The following is a 16,499-nucleotide window of genomic DNA, read 5'->3' as shown; positions in this document are numbered from 1 at the left end:
TTTATATCGTTTGTAGCAGGCTGGCTAACTGGCGATTAATCGCCTGCTGATTAAAATCTTGCGCCACTTTTTCACGGGCGCGCGTGATCACCGACTCCAGCGTGTCGTGGTCAATCCGGCTGAACTCAGCGAGTCGGGCCGCCAGCGCCTGCGCATCGTTTTCCGGCACCAGCCAGCCGGATTTGCCGGCCTCCACCAGTTCCGGAATACCGCTATGCACGGTAGATACCACGGGAATCCCTACCGCCATCGCCTCCATCAGCGCTACCGGAATACCTTCCATATCGCCATCCGTACCGGTAATCGACGGCAGCAAAAAAACATCGGCGTCATCCAGCATCGCCTTCACTTCATGGCTCGGTTTAAACCCCGGCATCTCAATGACATCCTCTAGCTGATACTGCTCGATGAGCGTGCGCAGCCGACGTTCCCACGGGCCAATCCCCAGAATGCGGTAGCGAAACGCCACGCCCTGTGCTTTCAGTTGCCGACAGGCTTCAATCGCCACATGCAGGCCTTTTTTTTCTGTCAGGCGCGCGACGGAAATCATCTCCAGCGGCATCCCTGGCGCTTTCACCGAACGATGGGTAAAACGCGTCATGTCGACGCCCATGCGCGAAACGGCAATCTTTTCCGGCGGACAGCCCATACTTTTCAGGCGACCGGCCCACAGTTCGCTGATGGGCAGCATCAGATCGCCACGACGAAACAACTGCTGATACTCCGGCGTGTAATGACTGAGCACTTCGCGGCTGGAGATATCAATCCCGTGGAAAATAGTCGCAATTTTGCCGCGAAGCACGCCCAGTTCGCGTAGTTTGGCCGCCGTCACGCCCGCCGGACCAAAGTGTGCGATGAACACATCCGCCACAAAAGGGTGGCTCACCTGCGCGCAAATCGCGGAAAGGATCAAATTGCGTGATTCATCGCCATAGCGGGTAAAATTGAGCGCTTTCCAGGTCGCCGCCCGATGCAGCCCCGGCAGCGTTTTACATGCCCGGTAGCGCAGTTTCGCCAGCCGTCCCTGGGGCTCATCCTGTAACCAGCGGGTTTTCGCCGCCAGGCCATACTTCTCCCAGGCGGCGTGAGTATGTTGGGTATCGCCTTTTTGTAACGCGACAATCTCCACCTCATGGCCCATATCAATAAACGCAGTAATCTGATTCAGCACAAAGGTTTCCGATGAGAGTGGAAATTTCAGCAGAAAAAAGCTGACTTTCATTGCGCCTCCCGAATTCTGTCGAGAACAGATTTGATCATCGTGAACCCTTTCGCCCGCTCCTCGGTGACGGCGTTAGCCACTTTTGCCTTTAGCGCAGGCAATTGATTGAGCGTATCGGCCACCACGCTTTGTAATGAACCGTTCAGCAAGTGACGGATATCGATGGCCAATTCCGCCAGGCCTAGCTGCTGCATAATCCCGGCGGATTTATGTTCATAATTAATGGCGATGGCGGGTGTGCCAAAATTCATGGAGATAATGGCGGAATGCAGGCGCGTCCCGATGGTCAGTACGCAGGAGGCGAGGATCTTTCCGATTTCCACGTCATTGAGTTCGTCCATCGCGATATGGAAATGCTCTGAGTCGTTTACATACTTCGCCATCCGTAACGCAACCATCCGGTCATCGCGGTTATAGCGATCGATACTGGTGCAGGTTGACAGCGCCAGTACCTGATAACCGTCCGCAATCAGGCGATTCACGACCTGGGCAAATGCCTGCTCATAGACCTGCTGAGTGGTGCCCAGGCGTTTATCAAACGGCTCCAGATCGCGCAACGTAATCGCGACGGTTTTGCGGCGCGCGGTGACGTCCAGCCAGTGCTGCACAGCATAACTGGCGACAAACTCGTCGTGACGGCGTTCGACTAACCAGGCGGTATCCACCCCCTGCTCCACTTTCCGGGTATCGATCTGCGCGGCGGTCATCAGATCGCGGCTGACGGTTTCACGCAGGATCAACGCACTGGTGCGTCCAAAAACATAATTGGCGAGCTGGCTAAAGTCAGGGTTCTGGAAAGGGCCGACGCTATGTCCCACCATATAAATTGGTTTGTTCGCCATAAACGCGCACAGCGGATATTCAAAGTGAGTCAAACCGTATAAGTCGACATAGTTTGAACCGCCCACCTGAATGACGGCGTCATACTGCGCAATAAATTGCGCGAATTCGGCAAATTCCGGCGCGATAGCAAAATTACGCAGCGATCCTTCCTGGGCGACTTTAGACAATAAAATTTTATGCTGAAAACGACGGCGTAATACTTTTTTCACCCGACCGTTAAGCCCTGCCGCCGCCTGCTGTTTCTGGCTTAACTGATACAGCGGGTCGGCAATAATCGGGCGCCCCTGCAACCAGGCGGAACTCACCGGGAAACGGCTCATCACATCCATCTCCGCCTCTGGCGCCTGTTGACGGATGGCATCAAGCAAACCGCGCATAATGGCGCTATCACCACGGTTGCCGCATGTGTGGTTGCCTAAAATTAATAATTTCATAAATAGCCTCTTATATCCCCGTCATCCGACACGTAATAACTTTTTCAGTTTTGCACTGCCAACAAGCTGATTTTTAATTTCCATCACCAGCGCATTGCGTGAAAAAATAATCATTAAAATAAAACTCAAAATACCGACCATAACCTGTAGTGCGAATACCCCCGACAACGGTAAATAACCGTCGACCAGCTTTCCTGCGCCGTAGCTGGTAATAAATGTTGGCAATGAGAGATAAAACGGTAGCCACAGGCTGAGAATATACTGACGATAGCTGGAGCCGAGTACCGGCTTAATCATCACGAAATAGCTCAGAATGGTGTTGATGATTTGCACCACCAGGAACCCCAGCGTCACGCCAATCGCCCCCGCCAGATGGCCGCCAATGAGAATTGCCGGGATAAACAGAAACGTTTTAAAGACGTTGAATTTAAAGCTGATATCCACGCGCGCTTTCGCCATCAGCAGCGAACCAATCGGGTTGCCGACCGAGCGCAACAGCCCCACCACGCACAGCAATTGCAGGATCGGGATAATGCTGTTCCACTTCTCGCCAAACACTAACGGCACAAAATTGTTCGCCACTACCATCAGGCCCAACAGCGCGGGAAAATTGATAATTCCCACCACGGAAAGCAACTTATAGAAGTTGACGCGCAGCTTCTCGGTATCGTCCTGGATTTTGGCGAATGCCGGAAATAGCACGCGAGTAATGATGGGATTAAGCTTCGCCGGCGGCACAACCGCCACGTTGTACGCGAGGTTATATCCCCCGGCGACGCTTGCGCCGAGAATTCTCGCCAGTACCAGCGTCGATAAATTCGTGTTGATGTAATTGACGATACTGTCCGCCGTCAGCCACGCGCCAAAACGCAGGTTCGTGGACACCGATGCCAGCGAAAAATGCAGCCCCGGACGGTAAATCTTGCGGCCAAAGTAACCAAACAGCAGCGTTCGCACCGCACTGTTCACCAGATAGCCGAGAATCGCGGTTAACGCCAGCGGCCAGTAATGGGCGCTAATCACCGTAAAGGTGAACCCCGCCAGCACGGAGGTCGTTTCGATCATGCCGATCTTATTGAACTCCAGCTCTTTTTGCATCAGCGCGCGGAACTGCTGCCCGTGAGGGATCACGATGAACGCCAGCGACAACGTTTTGATTAACGGCGCGAGATCCGGGTTATGCAAAACATGGGCAATCGCATCGCTCAGCCAAAAGACCACCGCAAATACCACAATCCCAAGCCCAACGTTTAGCCAGTAGAGCGTGGTCAGCTCCAGATGCCCAATCGTTTTACGCTGGATAATCGAGTTCGCGATGCCAAAGTCCGAGATCGTGTCGGCCAGCGCGATAATCACCAGCGAGACGGTCAACAGGCCAAACTGGTGGTTGTCGATGATCCGCGCCAGCACCGTCATCTGAATTAACCCCAGACCGATAATCACTATCGTGGCGATAGCCGACCATTTAGCGCCGCTGATCGTTTTTTGTCGTAAACTCATTCTTTTCTCCAGAACCTGCTCACAAGGCGTCATTGGCGCAGCCAGATTGAGCACTGCCCTGGTGCAATATGGCAAGTAAAATAGCCTTGTGGGTCAGGTTCTTAATACGCCGCTTTATTAACAAACCCTTTAAAAATCGTCAGAAAAACGATTTTGATATCGAACCAAATACTCCATTCGCGGATGTATTCCAGGTCGAATTCCACGCGTTTTTCCATTTTCTCCAGCGTATCGGTCTCACCGCGCCAGCCATTAATTTGCGCCCAGCCGGTGATGCCCGGTTTCATCTTGTGGCGTAGCATGTAACCTTCAATCAACTGACGATACTGTTCGTTATGCGCCACCGCGTGCGGGCGAGGACCGACGATGGACATCCCGCCAGTTAATACGTTGATAAACTGCGGCAATTCATCCAGCGAGGTACGACGCAAAAAGTTACCTACCCGGGTGACGCGCGGATCGTTTTGCGTCGCCTGGGTAACGACCTTATCGTTCTCCATCACCTTCATTGAGCGGAACTTCCAGACTTTGATCGGCTTGCCGTCCATCCCGTAGCGCGTCTGACGGAAAATCACCGGCCCGGGCGAGCTCAATTTGACCGCCAGCGCAATACAGCACAGTACCGGTGAGATGAGCAGCAGAATCAGCGACGCCAGCACGATATCCTCTGCCCGTTTAAGCAGACGGTTAATCCCTGATAGCGGCGTGTCATATAGCGGAACGACCGGAACGCCGCTCATCTCCTCCACGCGCGAGTGGAGAATATTAAAGGTGAACACATCGGGAATAAGGATCACCGAGCAGGTGGTGTCGGCCAGCTCGCGCACCAGTTTTTTCACCATGGCGCCGTCGCTCATTGACATGGCGATATAAACATTGTGAATTCGCGAGGCTTTCGCATCGTCAATTAACTGCTCAAAGTTCCCGGCCCAGTCAGCAGAGACGCCGCCCGGTTTGGGATCGTGATAGACGCCCACCACCTCAAAACCCAGCCACGGCTCATTACGGAAGCTATCCAGCAACGCCTGGCCCGCAGGCAAATCTCCGGCGACGGCGACCCGGCGAGTGTTATAACCACGATTGCGTAGCCAGCCCGCGCCGAAACGAATAAATGAACGGCATAACACTAAGCCCAGGCTGGACAGCGCATACCAGGCCAGCCAGGTGGCGAGGCGGTTGTCAAAGTCATCATTAAACGCCACCAGACCGGCGCTGAAGATCAGGCTCAGCGTCCAGTTTTGCAGTAACAGCGTTAACTCTGTCGACATTTTGACGCCGCGCCAGGAGCGATAAAAATCGGTTATCCCGCCCAGCATTTGAAAAACAACCAGCGTAATCAGCGCCACCAACAGGTGCATGTACAGGAATGGCAGTCCACTGACTTCACAGATGAACCACAGCCCGCCAAACATGATGGTGATATCTGAAAAGCGTTGCACCATAGAGATTAACGATGCATTGGTTTTGGCTCGTTCGCGCTTTTTTAGATTTGTCATCGTTGTTCCTGTGATTGGCCCCTTACCCGCAGGCGGTAAGGGGAGATCTGACGTTACTGATTCAGCAGCGCCAGCAGAGTGCGTGTTCGCGCTTCCATCAGCGGAATATCGCCGCGTGATTCCACATTCAGGCGCACCACCGGTTCGGTGTTCGACGAGCGCAGGTTGAAACGCCAGTCCGGGAATGACATGCTGAGACCGTCCGTGCGATCCACCGCCTGCGCCTCTTCCGCGAAGTGCGCTTCCACCCGCGCGATGGCCGCCGCCGGCTCCGCCAGCCTGCTGTTGATTTCCCCGCTCGCCGGGAACGCCGCCATCCGGTCGCGGACCAGTTCACCCAGCGACTGTCCCTTCAGGCACACCAGCTCCGCCACCAGCAGCCACGGGATCATCCCGCTGTCGCAGTAGGCAAAATCACGAAAATAGTGATGCGCGCTCATTTCCCCGCCATAAACGGCATCCTCCGTACGCATCCGCTCCTTGATAAAGGCGTGCCCGGTTTTTGACATCACCGGCGTCCCGCCCGCCGCCGTCACCACTGCCTCCGTGTTCCAGGTCAGGCGCGGGTCGTGGATAATCTTCGCCCCCGGGTGTTTTTCCAGAAATGCTTCCGCCAGCAGCCCGACGATGTAGTACCCCTCGATAAACTGCCCTTTCTCATCGAACAGGAAGCAGCGGTCGAAGTCGCCGTCAAAGGCGATGCCCATGTCCGCCCCGTGTTCAATAACGGCCTTGCGGGTGTCGTCGCGACACTCCGGCAGCAACGGGTTGGGAATGCCGTTCGGGAAGGTGCCGTCCGGGGTGTTATGGATTTTGATGAACTCCACCGGCGCGCCCAGCGCCTTCAGGCGCGCTTCGATGGCGTCAATGACCGGCCCCGCCGCGCCGTTGCCGGCGTTAAACACCAGCTTCAGCGGGGTGAGATTGTTAACACTGATATAGCCGAGCAGGTGGCCGATGTAGGCGTCGCGCAGGCTGATTTGTCTGTAGCTGCCGCGCGCGGCCTCGTTCACCGGCGGGAAGTCGCCCGCTTCCGCCAGACGCTGAACGTCGCGCAGACCGGTGTCGCCGCTTATCGGGCGGGCGCCCTCGCGTACCAGCTTCATACCGTTGTAGTCCATCGGGTTATGGCTGGCGGTCACCTCAATACCGCCGTCCACGCCGAGGTGGAAGGTGGCGAAGTAAATCTCTTCGGTGCCGGACATACCGATATCCAGCACGTCGACACCCGCGTCCTGTAACCCTTTCGCCAGCGCCAGCTTCAGCGCCTCGCTGGTCAGACGCACGTCGCCGCCCAGCACGATGGTTTTCGGTTTTAAATATTCGCCGTAGGCGCGGCCAATCCGCCACGCGATATCTTCATTGAGCTCTTCGCCCAGCCTGCCGCGAATGTCGTAGGCCTTGAAACAGGTTAATTTTGTCATGTTCTTACCCTTCTTCAGGCAACAGTTAGCCCTGACCGTAAATGGCCAACATCGTTATTGTTATTCATTGCCGGATGCGCGTTGCGCTTACCGGGCATAATTGCAGGCGTCAGACCCGCCCGTAACGATCCTCGAACCGCACCACGTCGTCCTCTTCGAGATACGAGCCGGAACGCACTTCAATTAAATCGAGCGGTATTTTTCCCGGATTTTCCAGACAGTGAGTCGCCCCCAGCGGAATATAGATGGACTCGTTTTCACCGAGCAGCTTAACCTCGCCGTTGATGGTGACTCTGGCGGTCCCCGCCACCACCACCCAGTGCTCGGCGCGGTGATGGTGCATCTGCACCGACAGTCCTTCCCCCGGCTTGACGGTAATGCGCTTCACCTGATAGCGCTCGCCCGCGTCGATGGAGTCGTATTTGCCCCACGGGCGGTAAACCTCGCGGTGCATGTGGTGCTCATGGCGTCCGTCGGCCTTGATCTTCTCCACCACCTTTTTCACGTCCTGCACCGCGTGGCGATCGGCAATCAACACGGCGTCTTTGGTCTGCACCACCACCAGATCTTTCACGCCGACGGTGGTCACCAGGCCGGATTCGGCGTAAACGTAGCTGTTTTCCGTTTTATGGCTGATGACGTCGCCGTGGTGGACGTTTCCCTCCGGGGTGTGGGCGCTGATTTCCCACAGCGAGGACCACGAGCCGACATCGCTCCAGCCCGCGTCCATTGGCATCACCACCGCGTCCGCCGTCCGCTCCATCACCGCGTAGTCAATGGACTCTTCCGGACAGGCGAGGAAGGCCTCTTCATCCACGCGAATGAAGTCAAGATCCGGATCGACGCCGCGCATCGCCTGTTCACAGGCGGCCAGAATATCGGGGCGGAACTTTTTCAGCTCCTCCAGATAGCGGCCGGCGCGGAACAGAAACATGCCGCTGTTCCAGTAGTAATCGCCGCTGGCGACGTAGGCCTGAGCGGTTTCCAGCCCCGGCTTCTCAACGAACTGCGCCACCTCAAAAGCCACCGCATCCGTCGCGCCCGGCACGACATCACCACGCCGGATATAGCCATAGCCGGTTTCCGGCAGATCCGGCACGATACCGAAGGTCACCAGTTTGCCCGCGTCGGCATAGGGCATGGCGCCGCGTACCGCGTCGCGGAAGGCCTCTTCATTGGCGATTGCATGATCCGCCGCCAGTACCAGCATCAGCGGATCGCAGTCCGTATGCTGGCGCGTCGCCGCCAGCGCCGCCAACGCAATCGCCGGCGCGGTATTGCGCCCGGCGGGCTCAAGAATAATGTTCTCCGTCAGCTTATTGAGCTGGCGGAGCTGCTCGGCAACGATAAAACGGTGCTGTTCGTTGCAGATAACCACCGGGCTTTCGCACTCCACGCCGTTCAGACGGCAAATGGTGGTTTGCAGCATGGTGAGATCGCCTTTCAGGCACAAAAACTGTTTTGGATAAAGCACGCGAGAAAGCGGCCACAATCGGCTACCGGAGCCACCGGCCATCACAACCGGGTAAAGTTTTGTCTGACGCATTATCATCCCCGAATATCTGCAATAAATTGGCGTAGCACGTTCTCTTTATTGAGCGTGCGTTCGGCGTATTCACGTGCCGTCGTGTTGTTTTTCGGCATGGCGAGCGCCTGGCTAATCCCGTTGACCAGCGCGTCGGTCGACTCCGGCTCCACGCAAACGGCGATGCCCGGATAACGCGCGCAAAGTTGTCCTAATTCGGTGTGCGGCTCAGCGGTAATCACCGCATTGCCGCCGACCGCCAGAATGTTAGTCAGCTTGGAGGGCAGCACCGCATCCGCCGCGCCGCGCTTTTGCACCACCAGATGGCAGTCGCCCATTTTCAGCAGCGCGGGTAAGGCGTCGTAAGGCTGCAGCGGGAGGAATTTAATATTTGCCAGGCCGCGTTCGCGGGCCATGTTCTCCAGCCGCGCCTTGCCGCCCCCCTGGCCGACAATCGCGAAAATCAGCGGTCGATCGCGTAATCGTTCCGCGGCGTCAATTACCTTTTCCAGCCCTTGTTTTTCGCCGATATTGCCGGAATAAAGCACAATTTTTTTGCCCTCTGGCAAGCCAAGCTGCTGACGCAAAGCCGTCACGTCAGCGTCATTAACGTCCTGAAAGCGCGCCACTTCCGACCAGTTCGGAAAAAAGAGGATTTTTTCCGCCGCGACGCCCTTTTCCCGCGCTTTATTCATCATGGAGCGAGAGATGGTCGAAACATTATCAACGTTACGCAGCGCGCTGCGTTCAAAGGCCGTCGCTAACCGCGCTACGCTGCCGCGCTTGCCTTTTCCCGCCATTCCTAAGCCGAGCATGGCGTCCACTTCGTAATCCTGAATATGCAGTACGGTACGCGCGCCGGAGAGTGTCGCCAGCAGACGCATTCCCGGCGTACAAAAGAGCGTCGGTACAACGCCGATAATCCGATCCGGCTTCCAGCGACGCTGCGCCATCAGTGGGAAAAAACTGCTCAATGCAAAGCTCCCCAGATGAAGCAGTCGTTTTAGGGTGGAGGGCTGTTTCGGCACATACAGCGGGCAGCGCCAGACGGTAGCCTCGCCCTCTTCCCGGCGATAGCGCCAGGCGGAATAGCGCTCACCGACCTTCCACTGCGGGTAGTACGGCGGCGCAGTAATGACCCGCACCTCATGGCCTTCCCGCGCCATCCACGCCACCATTTCGCCGGTATATTTGCCGATACCGGTCAGTTCCGGTGAATAGTTAATGCCATAGACCAGGATCTTCATAGGCCCACCGCCGGCGCGTCAGGAGAGAAGTAGGCCCGACTGTTCTCATGAACATTATCGCTTGCCAGCAGCTGTTCCGGCGTCAGCCAGCGGTAACTGCCATGCTGCGCGTCAGGCAGGCGTAAATCGCTCTCCGCCACGCGCAGACGAAAGCCGAGCACGATGTAGTGAGTTGAAAAATCCTCACCGGAAAAGTTGTCGTCATAGAAGTGCTGCCAGACGCCATAAAACGTCCCTGCCGCCAGCGGCAGACGCACGCCCAGTTCCGCCTGCGTCAGGCGTGCAAAAGCGGCCTCCAGCGTTTCGTCTTTGCACACCCGCCCCCCCGGCACAAACCAGTAGCCCTGCGCCGGACGGTTGAGACGCTGACCCAGTAAAATTTTCCCCTGGCCGTTTTCCACAATGAAATCGAGGGAGATGAGGGGCGTGGTCCGCACCACGGCGGCGAAATCTTCCTGACGTAAAAACATTGTCACCCCCGGAACCGTTGCTGATTCTCAAGGAACCACTGGTAAGTACCGGCAAGCCCTGCCTCCAGTGAAATTTCGTGATACCAGCCAAGCTGATGCAGGCGCGTGACGTCGAGCAATTTACGCGGCGTGCCGTCCGGCTTCGCGGCATCGAACACCACCCGGCCCTGGTAACCCACCACCTTTGCGATGGTCTGAGCCAGCTCGCGGATAGTGCAGTCCACGCCAGTGCCGACGTTAATGTGCGACAGCATCGGGGCGGTGTTCTCCTGCCACACTTCGCGCGCCAGCTCCATCACGTGAATGCTGGCCGCCGCCATATCGTCAACGTGCAGAAATTCGCGCATCGGCGTGCCGCTGCCCCACACGACCACCTCCGGCGCGTGGCTCTGCGCAGCCTCATGAAAGCGACGCAGCAGCGCCGGGATCACATGTGAATTGTCCGGGTGGAAATTGTCATGCGGGCCGTACAGGTTGGTCGGCATCACCGAACGGTAGTCGCGACCGTACTGCCGGTTGTAGGACTCGCACAGTTTAATCCCGGCGATCTTGGCGATGGCATACGGCTCGTTGGTCGGCTCCAGCGTCCCCTGCAGCAGCTCGCTTTCCGCCATCGGCTGCCTTGCCAGTTTCGGATAGATACAGGACGAACCGAGAAACAGCAGTTTGTTCACGTTGTGCAGGTGCGCGGCGTGAATAATGTTGCTCTCTATCATCATGTTTTCATAAATAAAATCCGCCGGATACGTGTTGTTGGCGACAATGCCGCCCACTTTCGCCGCCGCCAGATAAACCTGGTCGATACCCGCCCCGGCAAAGAACGCCTGTACCGCACGCCCGTCGAGCAGATCCAGCTCATCGCGGGTGCGCAGTACCAGTTCCACGTCGCCGCGCTGCGCAAGCTGCCGTACAATGGCGGAGCCCACCATCCCGCGATGGCCCGCCACAAAAATTCGTTGCTTATTCATTCTCAGGACTCCAGCGCGATGGCCACCTCGTAACCGTGAGATTTCAGCAGTGAGTGTTTTTTCGCGGCCTCCAGATCGTTCGCCACCATCTCGGAGACCATCTCCGACAGGGTGATTTCCGGTTTCCAGCCCAGTTTCTCATGCGCTTTGGACGGGTCGCCCAGCAGGGTTTCCACTTCCGCCGGACGGAAATAACGCGGATCAACGGCCACAATCACATCCCCCGGTTTCACGCCCGGCGCATCGTGTCCGGTAACGGATACCACGATCCCTTTCTCATTAATGCCTTCGCCTTCAAAGCGCAGTTTTATCCCCAGTTGCGCCGCCGCCAGCTCCACAAACTGGCGCACGGAATACTGCACGCCGGTGGCAATCACGAAATCTTCCGGCTGCTCCTGCTGTAACATCATCCACTGCATCCGCACGTAATCTTTCGCATGGCCCCAGTCGCGCAGCGAGTCCATGTTGCCGAGATACAGGCAGGACTCCAGTCCCTGCGCGATATTGGCGATGGCGCGGGTGATCTTACGGGTGACGAAGGTTTCGCCGCGACGCGGGGACTCATGGTTAAACAGAATGCCGTTACAGGCGTAAATACCGTAGGATTCACGGTAGTTGACGGTGATCCAGTAGGCGTACAGTTTCGCCACCGCATAGGGGGAACGCGGGTAGAACGGCGTGGTCTCTTTCTGCGGAATTTCCTGCACCAGACCGTACAGTTCAGAGGTGGAGGCCTGGTAGAACCGCGTTTTCTTTTCAAGACCGAGGAAGCGAATCGCCTCCAGCAGGCGCAGCGTGCCCATCGCATCCACATCGGCGGTATATTCCGGCGACTCAAACGACACCGCCACGTGGCTCATTGCGCCCAGGTTGTAGACCTCATCCGGCTGCACTTCCTGTAAAATGCGGGTCAGGTTGGAGGCGTCGGTCAGGTCGCCATAATGCAGATGAAATTTCGGGTTGCAGCTGTGCGGGTCCTGATAAATATGGTCCACGCGCTCGGTATTAAACGATGACGCGCGGCGCTTGATACCATGCACCTCATACCCTTTTTCCAGCAGAAATTCTGCCAGGTAAGACCCATCCTGTCCGGTTACGCCAGTAATGAGAGCGACTTTTGACATTTTCATTTCCTCAAATAGTCCCGTTAGGGAGTAACTTTCTGAACGCGCTGGCGCGTTACCACTGCGGGATTGCCCCGACAAATCGCATTTGCCGGTAATGATTTAAATACGCTGCTGCGCGCGCCGACGACGGTGCCATGACCTATCGTCACGCCGGGCGCGACAAAAACATCGGTCGCCAGCCAACATTTTTCGCCAATAACAATCGGCGCGGCGTTAATATCGAAATGAGCGCTGGTATAATCATGGCTACCGGTACACAAATACCCTTTTTGTGAAATGACCGCATGTGCGCCAATATTAATTTCACCCAACGTATATAACACAGCGTCGTCGCCTACCCAGGCATAATCGCCGACGGTTAATTTCCACGGATAGGTAATTTTTACTGACGGTCGAATAACCACATTCTTTCCAATTTTGGCGCCAAACAGACGCAGCAAAAAGGCTCGCCAGCGATACAATATTTGCGGCGACCCGGCGAATAATGTCGCCTGTACCGCCCACCATAATTGTACTTTTAGCGCATTAGCGCCGCGGAACCCCTTCGGCACCGTAAAGCCGCTAAGATCCTGCATAATAACTCCCGGTGATTAGACTTTGTTATACCGCGCTTTTGTTTTACCCGTCGTTTTCAGACGTAATAAATAGGATAATTGCGCCCAAAACCCTGGCACACGTAATATTTTTCGCTGTACGTTTTTTGCATCCTGACATAATTCCAGATTATTCGAGGTTGACACGCCGCCCATCGAAAATTCAGATACCAGTCCGTTAATTCGCCGAAAAGGATAGCCTGCTTTATAGAGACGGGCCGCCAGCGCATAATCTGAAGAGACATGATATTGCAGATCATAAGGATACTTTTTTAACGCTGCCGTCGGGAAAAATATCGCCTGATGGCTGGCTGGCAAACTATGGTAGATATAATACCCGGGTTTAGCCTTCCGGCGTATTTTATGCCCGTCGCCGAAATCCAGCAGCGCGTCGCCAATATACATCGCCTCGCCCTTTTGCCGCGCCAGTTGGCGGACAAACAGCGCGGCATCATCATGGAACGCATCACCGGAATTAAGAAACAGGGTATAGCGCCCCTGCGCCAGCGCAATGCCTTTGTTCATGGCATCATAAATACCGCGATCCTTTTCACTGATAAAACGCAGGTTAAACTCACCGTGACGTTTTTGCAGAAATTCGCGCGTGCCGTCCTCCGAACCGCCATCCACTACGATCCATTCAAATGACAGACCCGGATCGCGCGCCAGATTGCGCAGCGAGCGCCAGGTTTTTACCACCCCTTCGTAATTGCGAAAGGCGACGGTAACGACGCTTAAAAACATGCCACCACCCCGTTATGAAATTTTTAACGCCTTGCGCAAAATGAACGGACAGACGATTAAAAAAGCATATTCCGGGCTAAATATTGAACCGGTAAAAAACAGCGACACCGGCGTAAAAAGATAGAGCTGTACCCGAAAATTGCGATTATCGCCAAACGCATTTAGCGCCATTTTTAAAACTTTCCCCATATACCACAGCGTCATTAGCACTGCGAACCAGGAAAAATAAATAATCAGTAGATACAATCCATTGTCTATGGTTTTCCCGACATCCGCACCGTTAAAGATTCCGAATGATGCAACATATTCATAAAGTGAGCCAAATCTGACTACACCATCAATATGGGTCAAGGAATATCCGACCATGACTAACGGGCCCACAATACGATAATAAGAAGATGAGCCTTCCGTCCCTAAATCGCCAAGTCGTGTCGCGATATAAGGAAATGCAATAATTACCCCAACCAAAAACAGGGTTAATGAGACCAGCGCCAGTGGAAGTTTTTTCTTTATCGCATCCTTATTCAAATATTGGAACGCCCATTCCAGAAGGTAAAACAGGATAAAGGTCATTACCCCTGAAAATGATCCTGATAATATTATCCCTGCCAGAATCATAGCATCGCTTTTCGGTGTTTTGATACCAAACTGTTTGATGCTCAGCCAAATTGAGATTAGTGCCAAAGCGAAAAATGCCGGTTCAAAATAAAGCGCAGTGGTACGCTTACCGCCAAATTTTATGAAGTTCAGTACATAGCTATTACTGTAAATGAGATATTTCGAAATTCCTTCCATAATACTGCTGCCGCCGGTAAGGATAATTTGCGCCATCTCAACCGCGGCGAGCGCGACCACCATACCCACCACCAGATAAAAAAAACGCAAAATCTTTCGGTGGTTATGCGCGGAAATGGTTTTGAATCGGATACTCCAGACCATCCCGATAATGACCACAATATAGACAAACAGCATCGTGGACGTGACATATTTACCGGCATTCAGCGACTGGCCGAACAGGAAGTTAAATGCCGTAAGCCCTGCGCCGATGCCTAAGGCGATCATCAATTTTTTTACGCTAATGCGTTCCACAAATAACAGTAGCAACAGCGGTAAAAAAGTGACGATGGTAATGGGAAAGCTTTCCCCCAGTTGGGCAATCTTGACATTGACCAGTAGGTAGATCAGCGGCAGCAGCAGATAGCTACAGATTCTGATAGAACGAGACATACTCCTCCAGCATCTGTTGACCGCTGTACGCGACGCGGCTACGCATACGAAAGGCGTCCAGTGTTGTGCCAAATACCGCCTGAGCAATCTCTGGCTTACGCCGCTGCGCCAGGCGCAGTACATCTGTAGCGGCAAAAGTCTGGCCGCCGGATTTCGCCAGCACCTCCTGCGCCGCCTCGCTGTGGGTGGCGATTACCGGTACGCCGATCGAGAGCGCTTCACACAAGATCAGCGGATAGTTATCGACCCGCGAGCTAAAGACCAGCGCATCCATCTCATTGAGCGCGCTCATTAATTTGCGCTTATCGGTTTCAAAACCGTGATTAACGACGTTTTGGCCGGTAAAAGGCGAAAATTTACCGAAGGTGTGCAGTTCAATTTTTTCGCCCAGCGCCATCATGTCGTGTACCAGACGCTGGTCAGTTTTGCCGTCATAACGCAAGTCATGCGCCACAATGGCGATCCGCGGTTTGCCCGGATTCAGCGGCACAGGTGATAGCTGCGCGAGAATCGCCTCGGTCGCCAGATCGATACCGTTGTTAATAATCTGGCAGCGCCCCGCGCCATAAACGCTGTTAAAGGCCTCGGCCACGTGCTGGCTCGGTGAAATAAACCGGCAGCCCAGCCGCAGCATGTCCCGAAAGCGCTGACGTTTGCCGCCAATAAGCTGGTGCGCCCGATCCACCCTGACCGGCGGATAATTGCTTAGGGTCGGACATTTTTGGCAGCCGCTTTTCCAGCCCTCGCAACCGTCGGTGAAGGCGCAACGCCCGGTGACGCTCCAGTGATCGTGCAACGTCCAGACCAGCGTGACGTCCGGTTTTTGCGCTTTGACTTTTTCGCAAAACGTCACGATGTCCGCCAGGTTTAGCCAGTAACTGTGGAGAACATGAAAATGCAGCACCAGCGGGCCGGATGTCTGGATAACCGTGCGGTAAAGATTGTCGAGATTGCCAAACAGATCGCGATTCAGGAAACGAAACAGCGCGATATTAGCGATTGCCGTGCCGCGCGGCGTCTGTTTTATCACCTGCGGATAACGGTGGTGGCTGACGCTTTTTTTTCCGCCTTTGCCATAACCATAGACAAAACGTGACGTCAGCCCTTTTTGCAGCGCCCGCAGATGGAGATCCAACGCCACTCCCGCCGCGCCGCCTTCCGCCAGCCGTACATTAAATTGCAGAATATTCATGTGCTGACCTTCACCCGTGCTTTTTCTCCCACCACCAGCGCATGGTCCGGAATACTGTCAAGCACCACGCTACCCGCGCCAATCGTGACGTGATTACCGATAGTAATATCGCCAAGCAGGATGACATTCGCCCCCAGCTCAACGCCGTGACCAATCACCGGACAAGCCAGGCTGTCCGCGCCGCGATTGCCAATGGTGACGCCGTGGCGAATGGTAAAATCGTCACCGGCGACGACATGTTTGTTGATCACTACCGCGTAACCATGATGGATAGTGAACCGCCGACCAATGGTCGCGGCGGCCTGGATTTCATACCCGAACAGGCATTCCGTGATCACGCGATACAGCACCAGCACCGGCGCGGCCCACAGATTATTCAGCACATTCTTTTTGCGCCAGACGGAACAAAAATGAGCGATACGGTAGGCCAGCACCATGCAACAGGGGCGTAAGCTCCAGCTATTCGCGCGTAAGTCTTCCAGCATCG

15 protein-coding genes are annotated in these 16,499 nt (G+C 55.1%); all 15 read right to left on the bottom strand.

All coding sequences use genetic code 11. From position 1 onward, the window contains the following. Position 1: 1 nt before the first annotated feature. The gene (wcaL, locus tag EOS98_RS08475; protein WP_069722191.1) at positions 2-1,222 is read right to left on the bottom strand and encodes a colanic acid biosynthesis glycosyltransferase WcaL; all 1,221 of its coding nucleotides are present in this window, start codon (positions 1,220-1,222) and stop codon (positions 2-4) included. Beyond that, entirely contained in the window at positions 1,219-2,499 is a 1,281-nt protein-coding gene (wcaK, locus tag EOS98_RS08470) for a colanic acid biosynthesis pyruvyl transferase WcaK (protein ID WP_126523978.1), read from the bottom strand. The genes wcaL and wcaK overlap by 4 nt, the downstream gene beginning before the upstream one ends. A 21-nt stretch (positions 2,500-2,520) precedes the next feature. Continuing rightward, on the bottom strand, positions 2,521-3,999 hold the full coding sequence (gene wzxC / locus EOS98_RS08465) for a colanic acid undecaprenyl disphosphate flippase WzxC (RefSeq protein WP_000058681.1): 1,479 nt from the start codon (positions 3,997-3,999) through the stop codon (positions 2,521-2,523). 101 nt (positions 4,000-4,100) lie between these two features. Next, complete coding sequence (gene wcaJ / locus EOS98_RS08460) at positions 4,101-5,495, bottom strand: undecaprenyl-phosphate glucose phosphotransferase (protein ID WP_000183155.1); 1,395 nt, start codon at positions 5,493-5,495, stop codon at positions 4,101-4,103. Between the two features lie 53 nt (positions 5,496-5,548). Beyond that, entirely contained in the window at positions 5,549-6,919 is a 1,371-nt protein-coding gene (cpsG, locus tag EOS98_RS08455; protein WP_126523977.1) for a colanic acid biosynthesis phosphomannomutase CpsG, read from the bottom strand. A gap of 109 nt (positions 6,920-7,028) precedes the next feature. After that, on the bottom strand, positions 7,029-8,471 hold the full coding sequence (cpsB, locus tag EOS98_RS08450) for a mannose-1-phosphate guanyltransferase (RefSeq protein WP_000605946.1): 1,443 nt from the start codon (positions 8,469-8,471) through the stop codon (positions 7,029-7,031). Further along, the gene (gene wcaI, locus EOS98_RS08445) at positions 8,468-9,691 is read right to left on the bottom strand and encodes a colanic acid biosynthesis fucosyltransferase WcaI (RefSeq protein ID WP_001523542.1); all 1,224 of its coding nucleotides are present in this window, start codon (positions 9,689-9,691) and stop codon (positions 8,468-8,470) included. The genes cpsB and wcaI overlap by 4 nt, the downstream gene beginning before the upstream one ends. Continuing rightward, positions 9,688-10,161, bottom strand: coding sequence for a GDP-mannose mannosyl hydrolase (locus EOS98_RS08440; protein WP_001624869.1), 474 nt, complete (start codon positions 10,159-10,161; stop codon positions 9,688-9,690). Before EOS98_RS08440 ends, wcaI begins: the two co-directional genes overlap by 4 nt. Positions 10,162-10,163: 2 nt before the next feature. Next, a complete protein-coding gene (gene fcl, locus EOS98_RS08435; RefSeq protein ID WP_001041701.1) occupies positions 10,164-11,129 on the bottom strand; it encodes a GDP-L-fucose synthase in 966 nt (321 codons plus the stop codon). A 2-nt stretch (positions 11,130-11,131) separates the two neighbouring features. Then, entirely contained in the window at positions 11,132-12,253 is a 1,122-nt protein-coding gene (gene gmd / locus EOS98_RS08430; RefSeq protein WP_000048160.1) for a GDP-mannose 4,6-dehydratase, read from the bottom strand. 23 nt (positions 12,254-12,276) lie between these two features. Further along, positions 12,277-12,831: a colanic acid biosynthesis acetyltransferase WcaF gene (gene wcaF / locus EOS98_RS08425; protein WP_001153603.1), complete on the bottom strand. Its 555-nt coding sequence runs from the start codon at positions 12,829-12,831 to the stop codon at positions 12,277-12,279. Between the two features lie 15 nt (positions 12,832-12,846). Next, a complete protein-coding gene (wcaE, locus tag EOS98_RS08420) occupies positions 12,847-13,593 on the bottom strand; it encodes a colanic acid biosynthesis glycosyltransferase WcaE (protein WP_094947811.1) in 747 nt (248 codons plus the stop codon). A 12-nt stretch (positions 13,594-13,605) separates the two neighbouring features. Next, a complete protein-coding gene (wcaD, locus tag EOS98_RS08415; RefSeq protein WP_000091397.1) occupies positions 13,606-14,820 on the bottom strand; it encodes a colanic acid polymerase WcaD in 1,215 nt (404 codons plus the stop codon). Continuing rightward, a complete protein-coding gene (gene wcaC / locus EOS98_RS08410) occupies positions 14,795-16,012 on the bottom strand; it encodes a colanic acid biosynthesis glycosyltransferase WcaC (RefSeq protein WP_079950493.1) in 1,218 nt (405 codons plus the stop codon). Before wcaC ends, wcaD begins: the two co-directional genes overlap by 26 nt. Then, a complete protein-coding gene (wcaB, locus tag EOS98_RS08405) occupies positions 16,009-16,497 on the bottom strand; it encodes a colanic acid biosynthesis acetyltransferase WcaB (protein ID WP_000888724.1) in 489 nt (162 codons plus the stop codon). The genes wcaC and wcaB overlap by 4 nt, the downstream gene beginning before the upstream one ends. Positions 16,498-16,499 lie beyond the last annotated feature (2 nt).

The sequence above is a fragment of the Salmonella sp. SSDFZ69 genome, assembly GCF_004010755.1.
GTDB classification, from domain to species: domain Bacteria; phylum Pseudomonadota; class Gammaproteobacteria; order Enterobacterales; family Enterobacteriaceae; genus Salmonella; species Salmonella enterica.
Note: the sequence above shows the minus strand (reverse complement) of the source record. Positions and strands in the feature narration are given on the sequence as shown.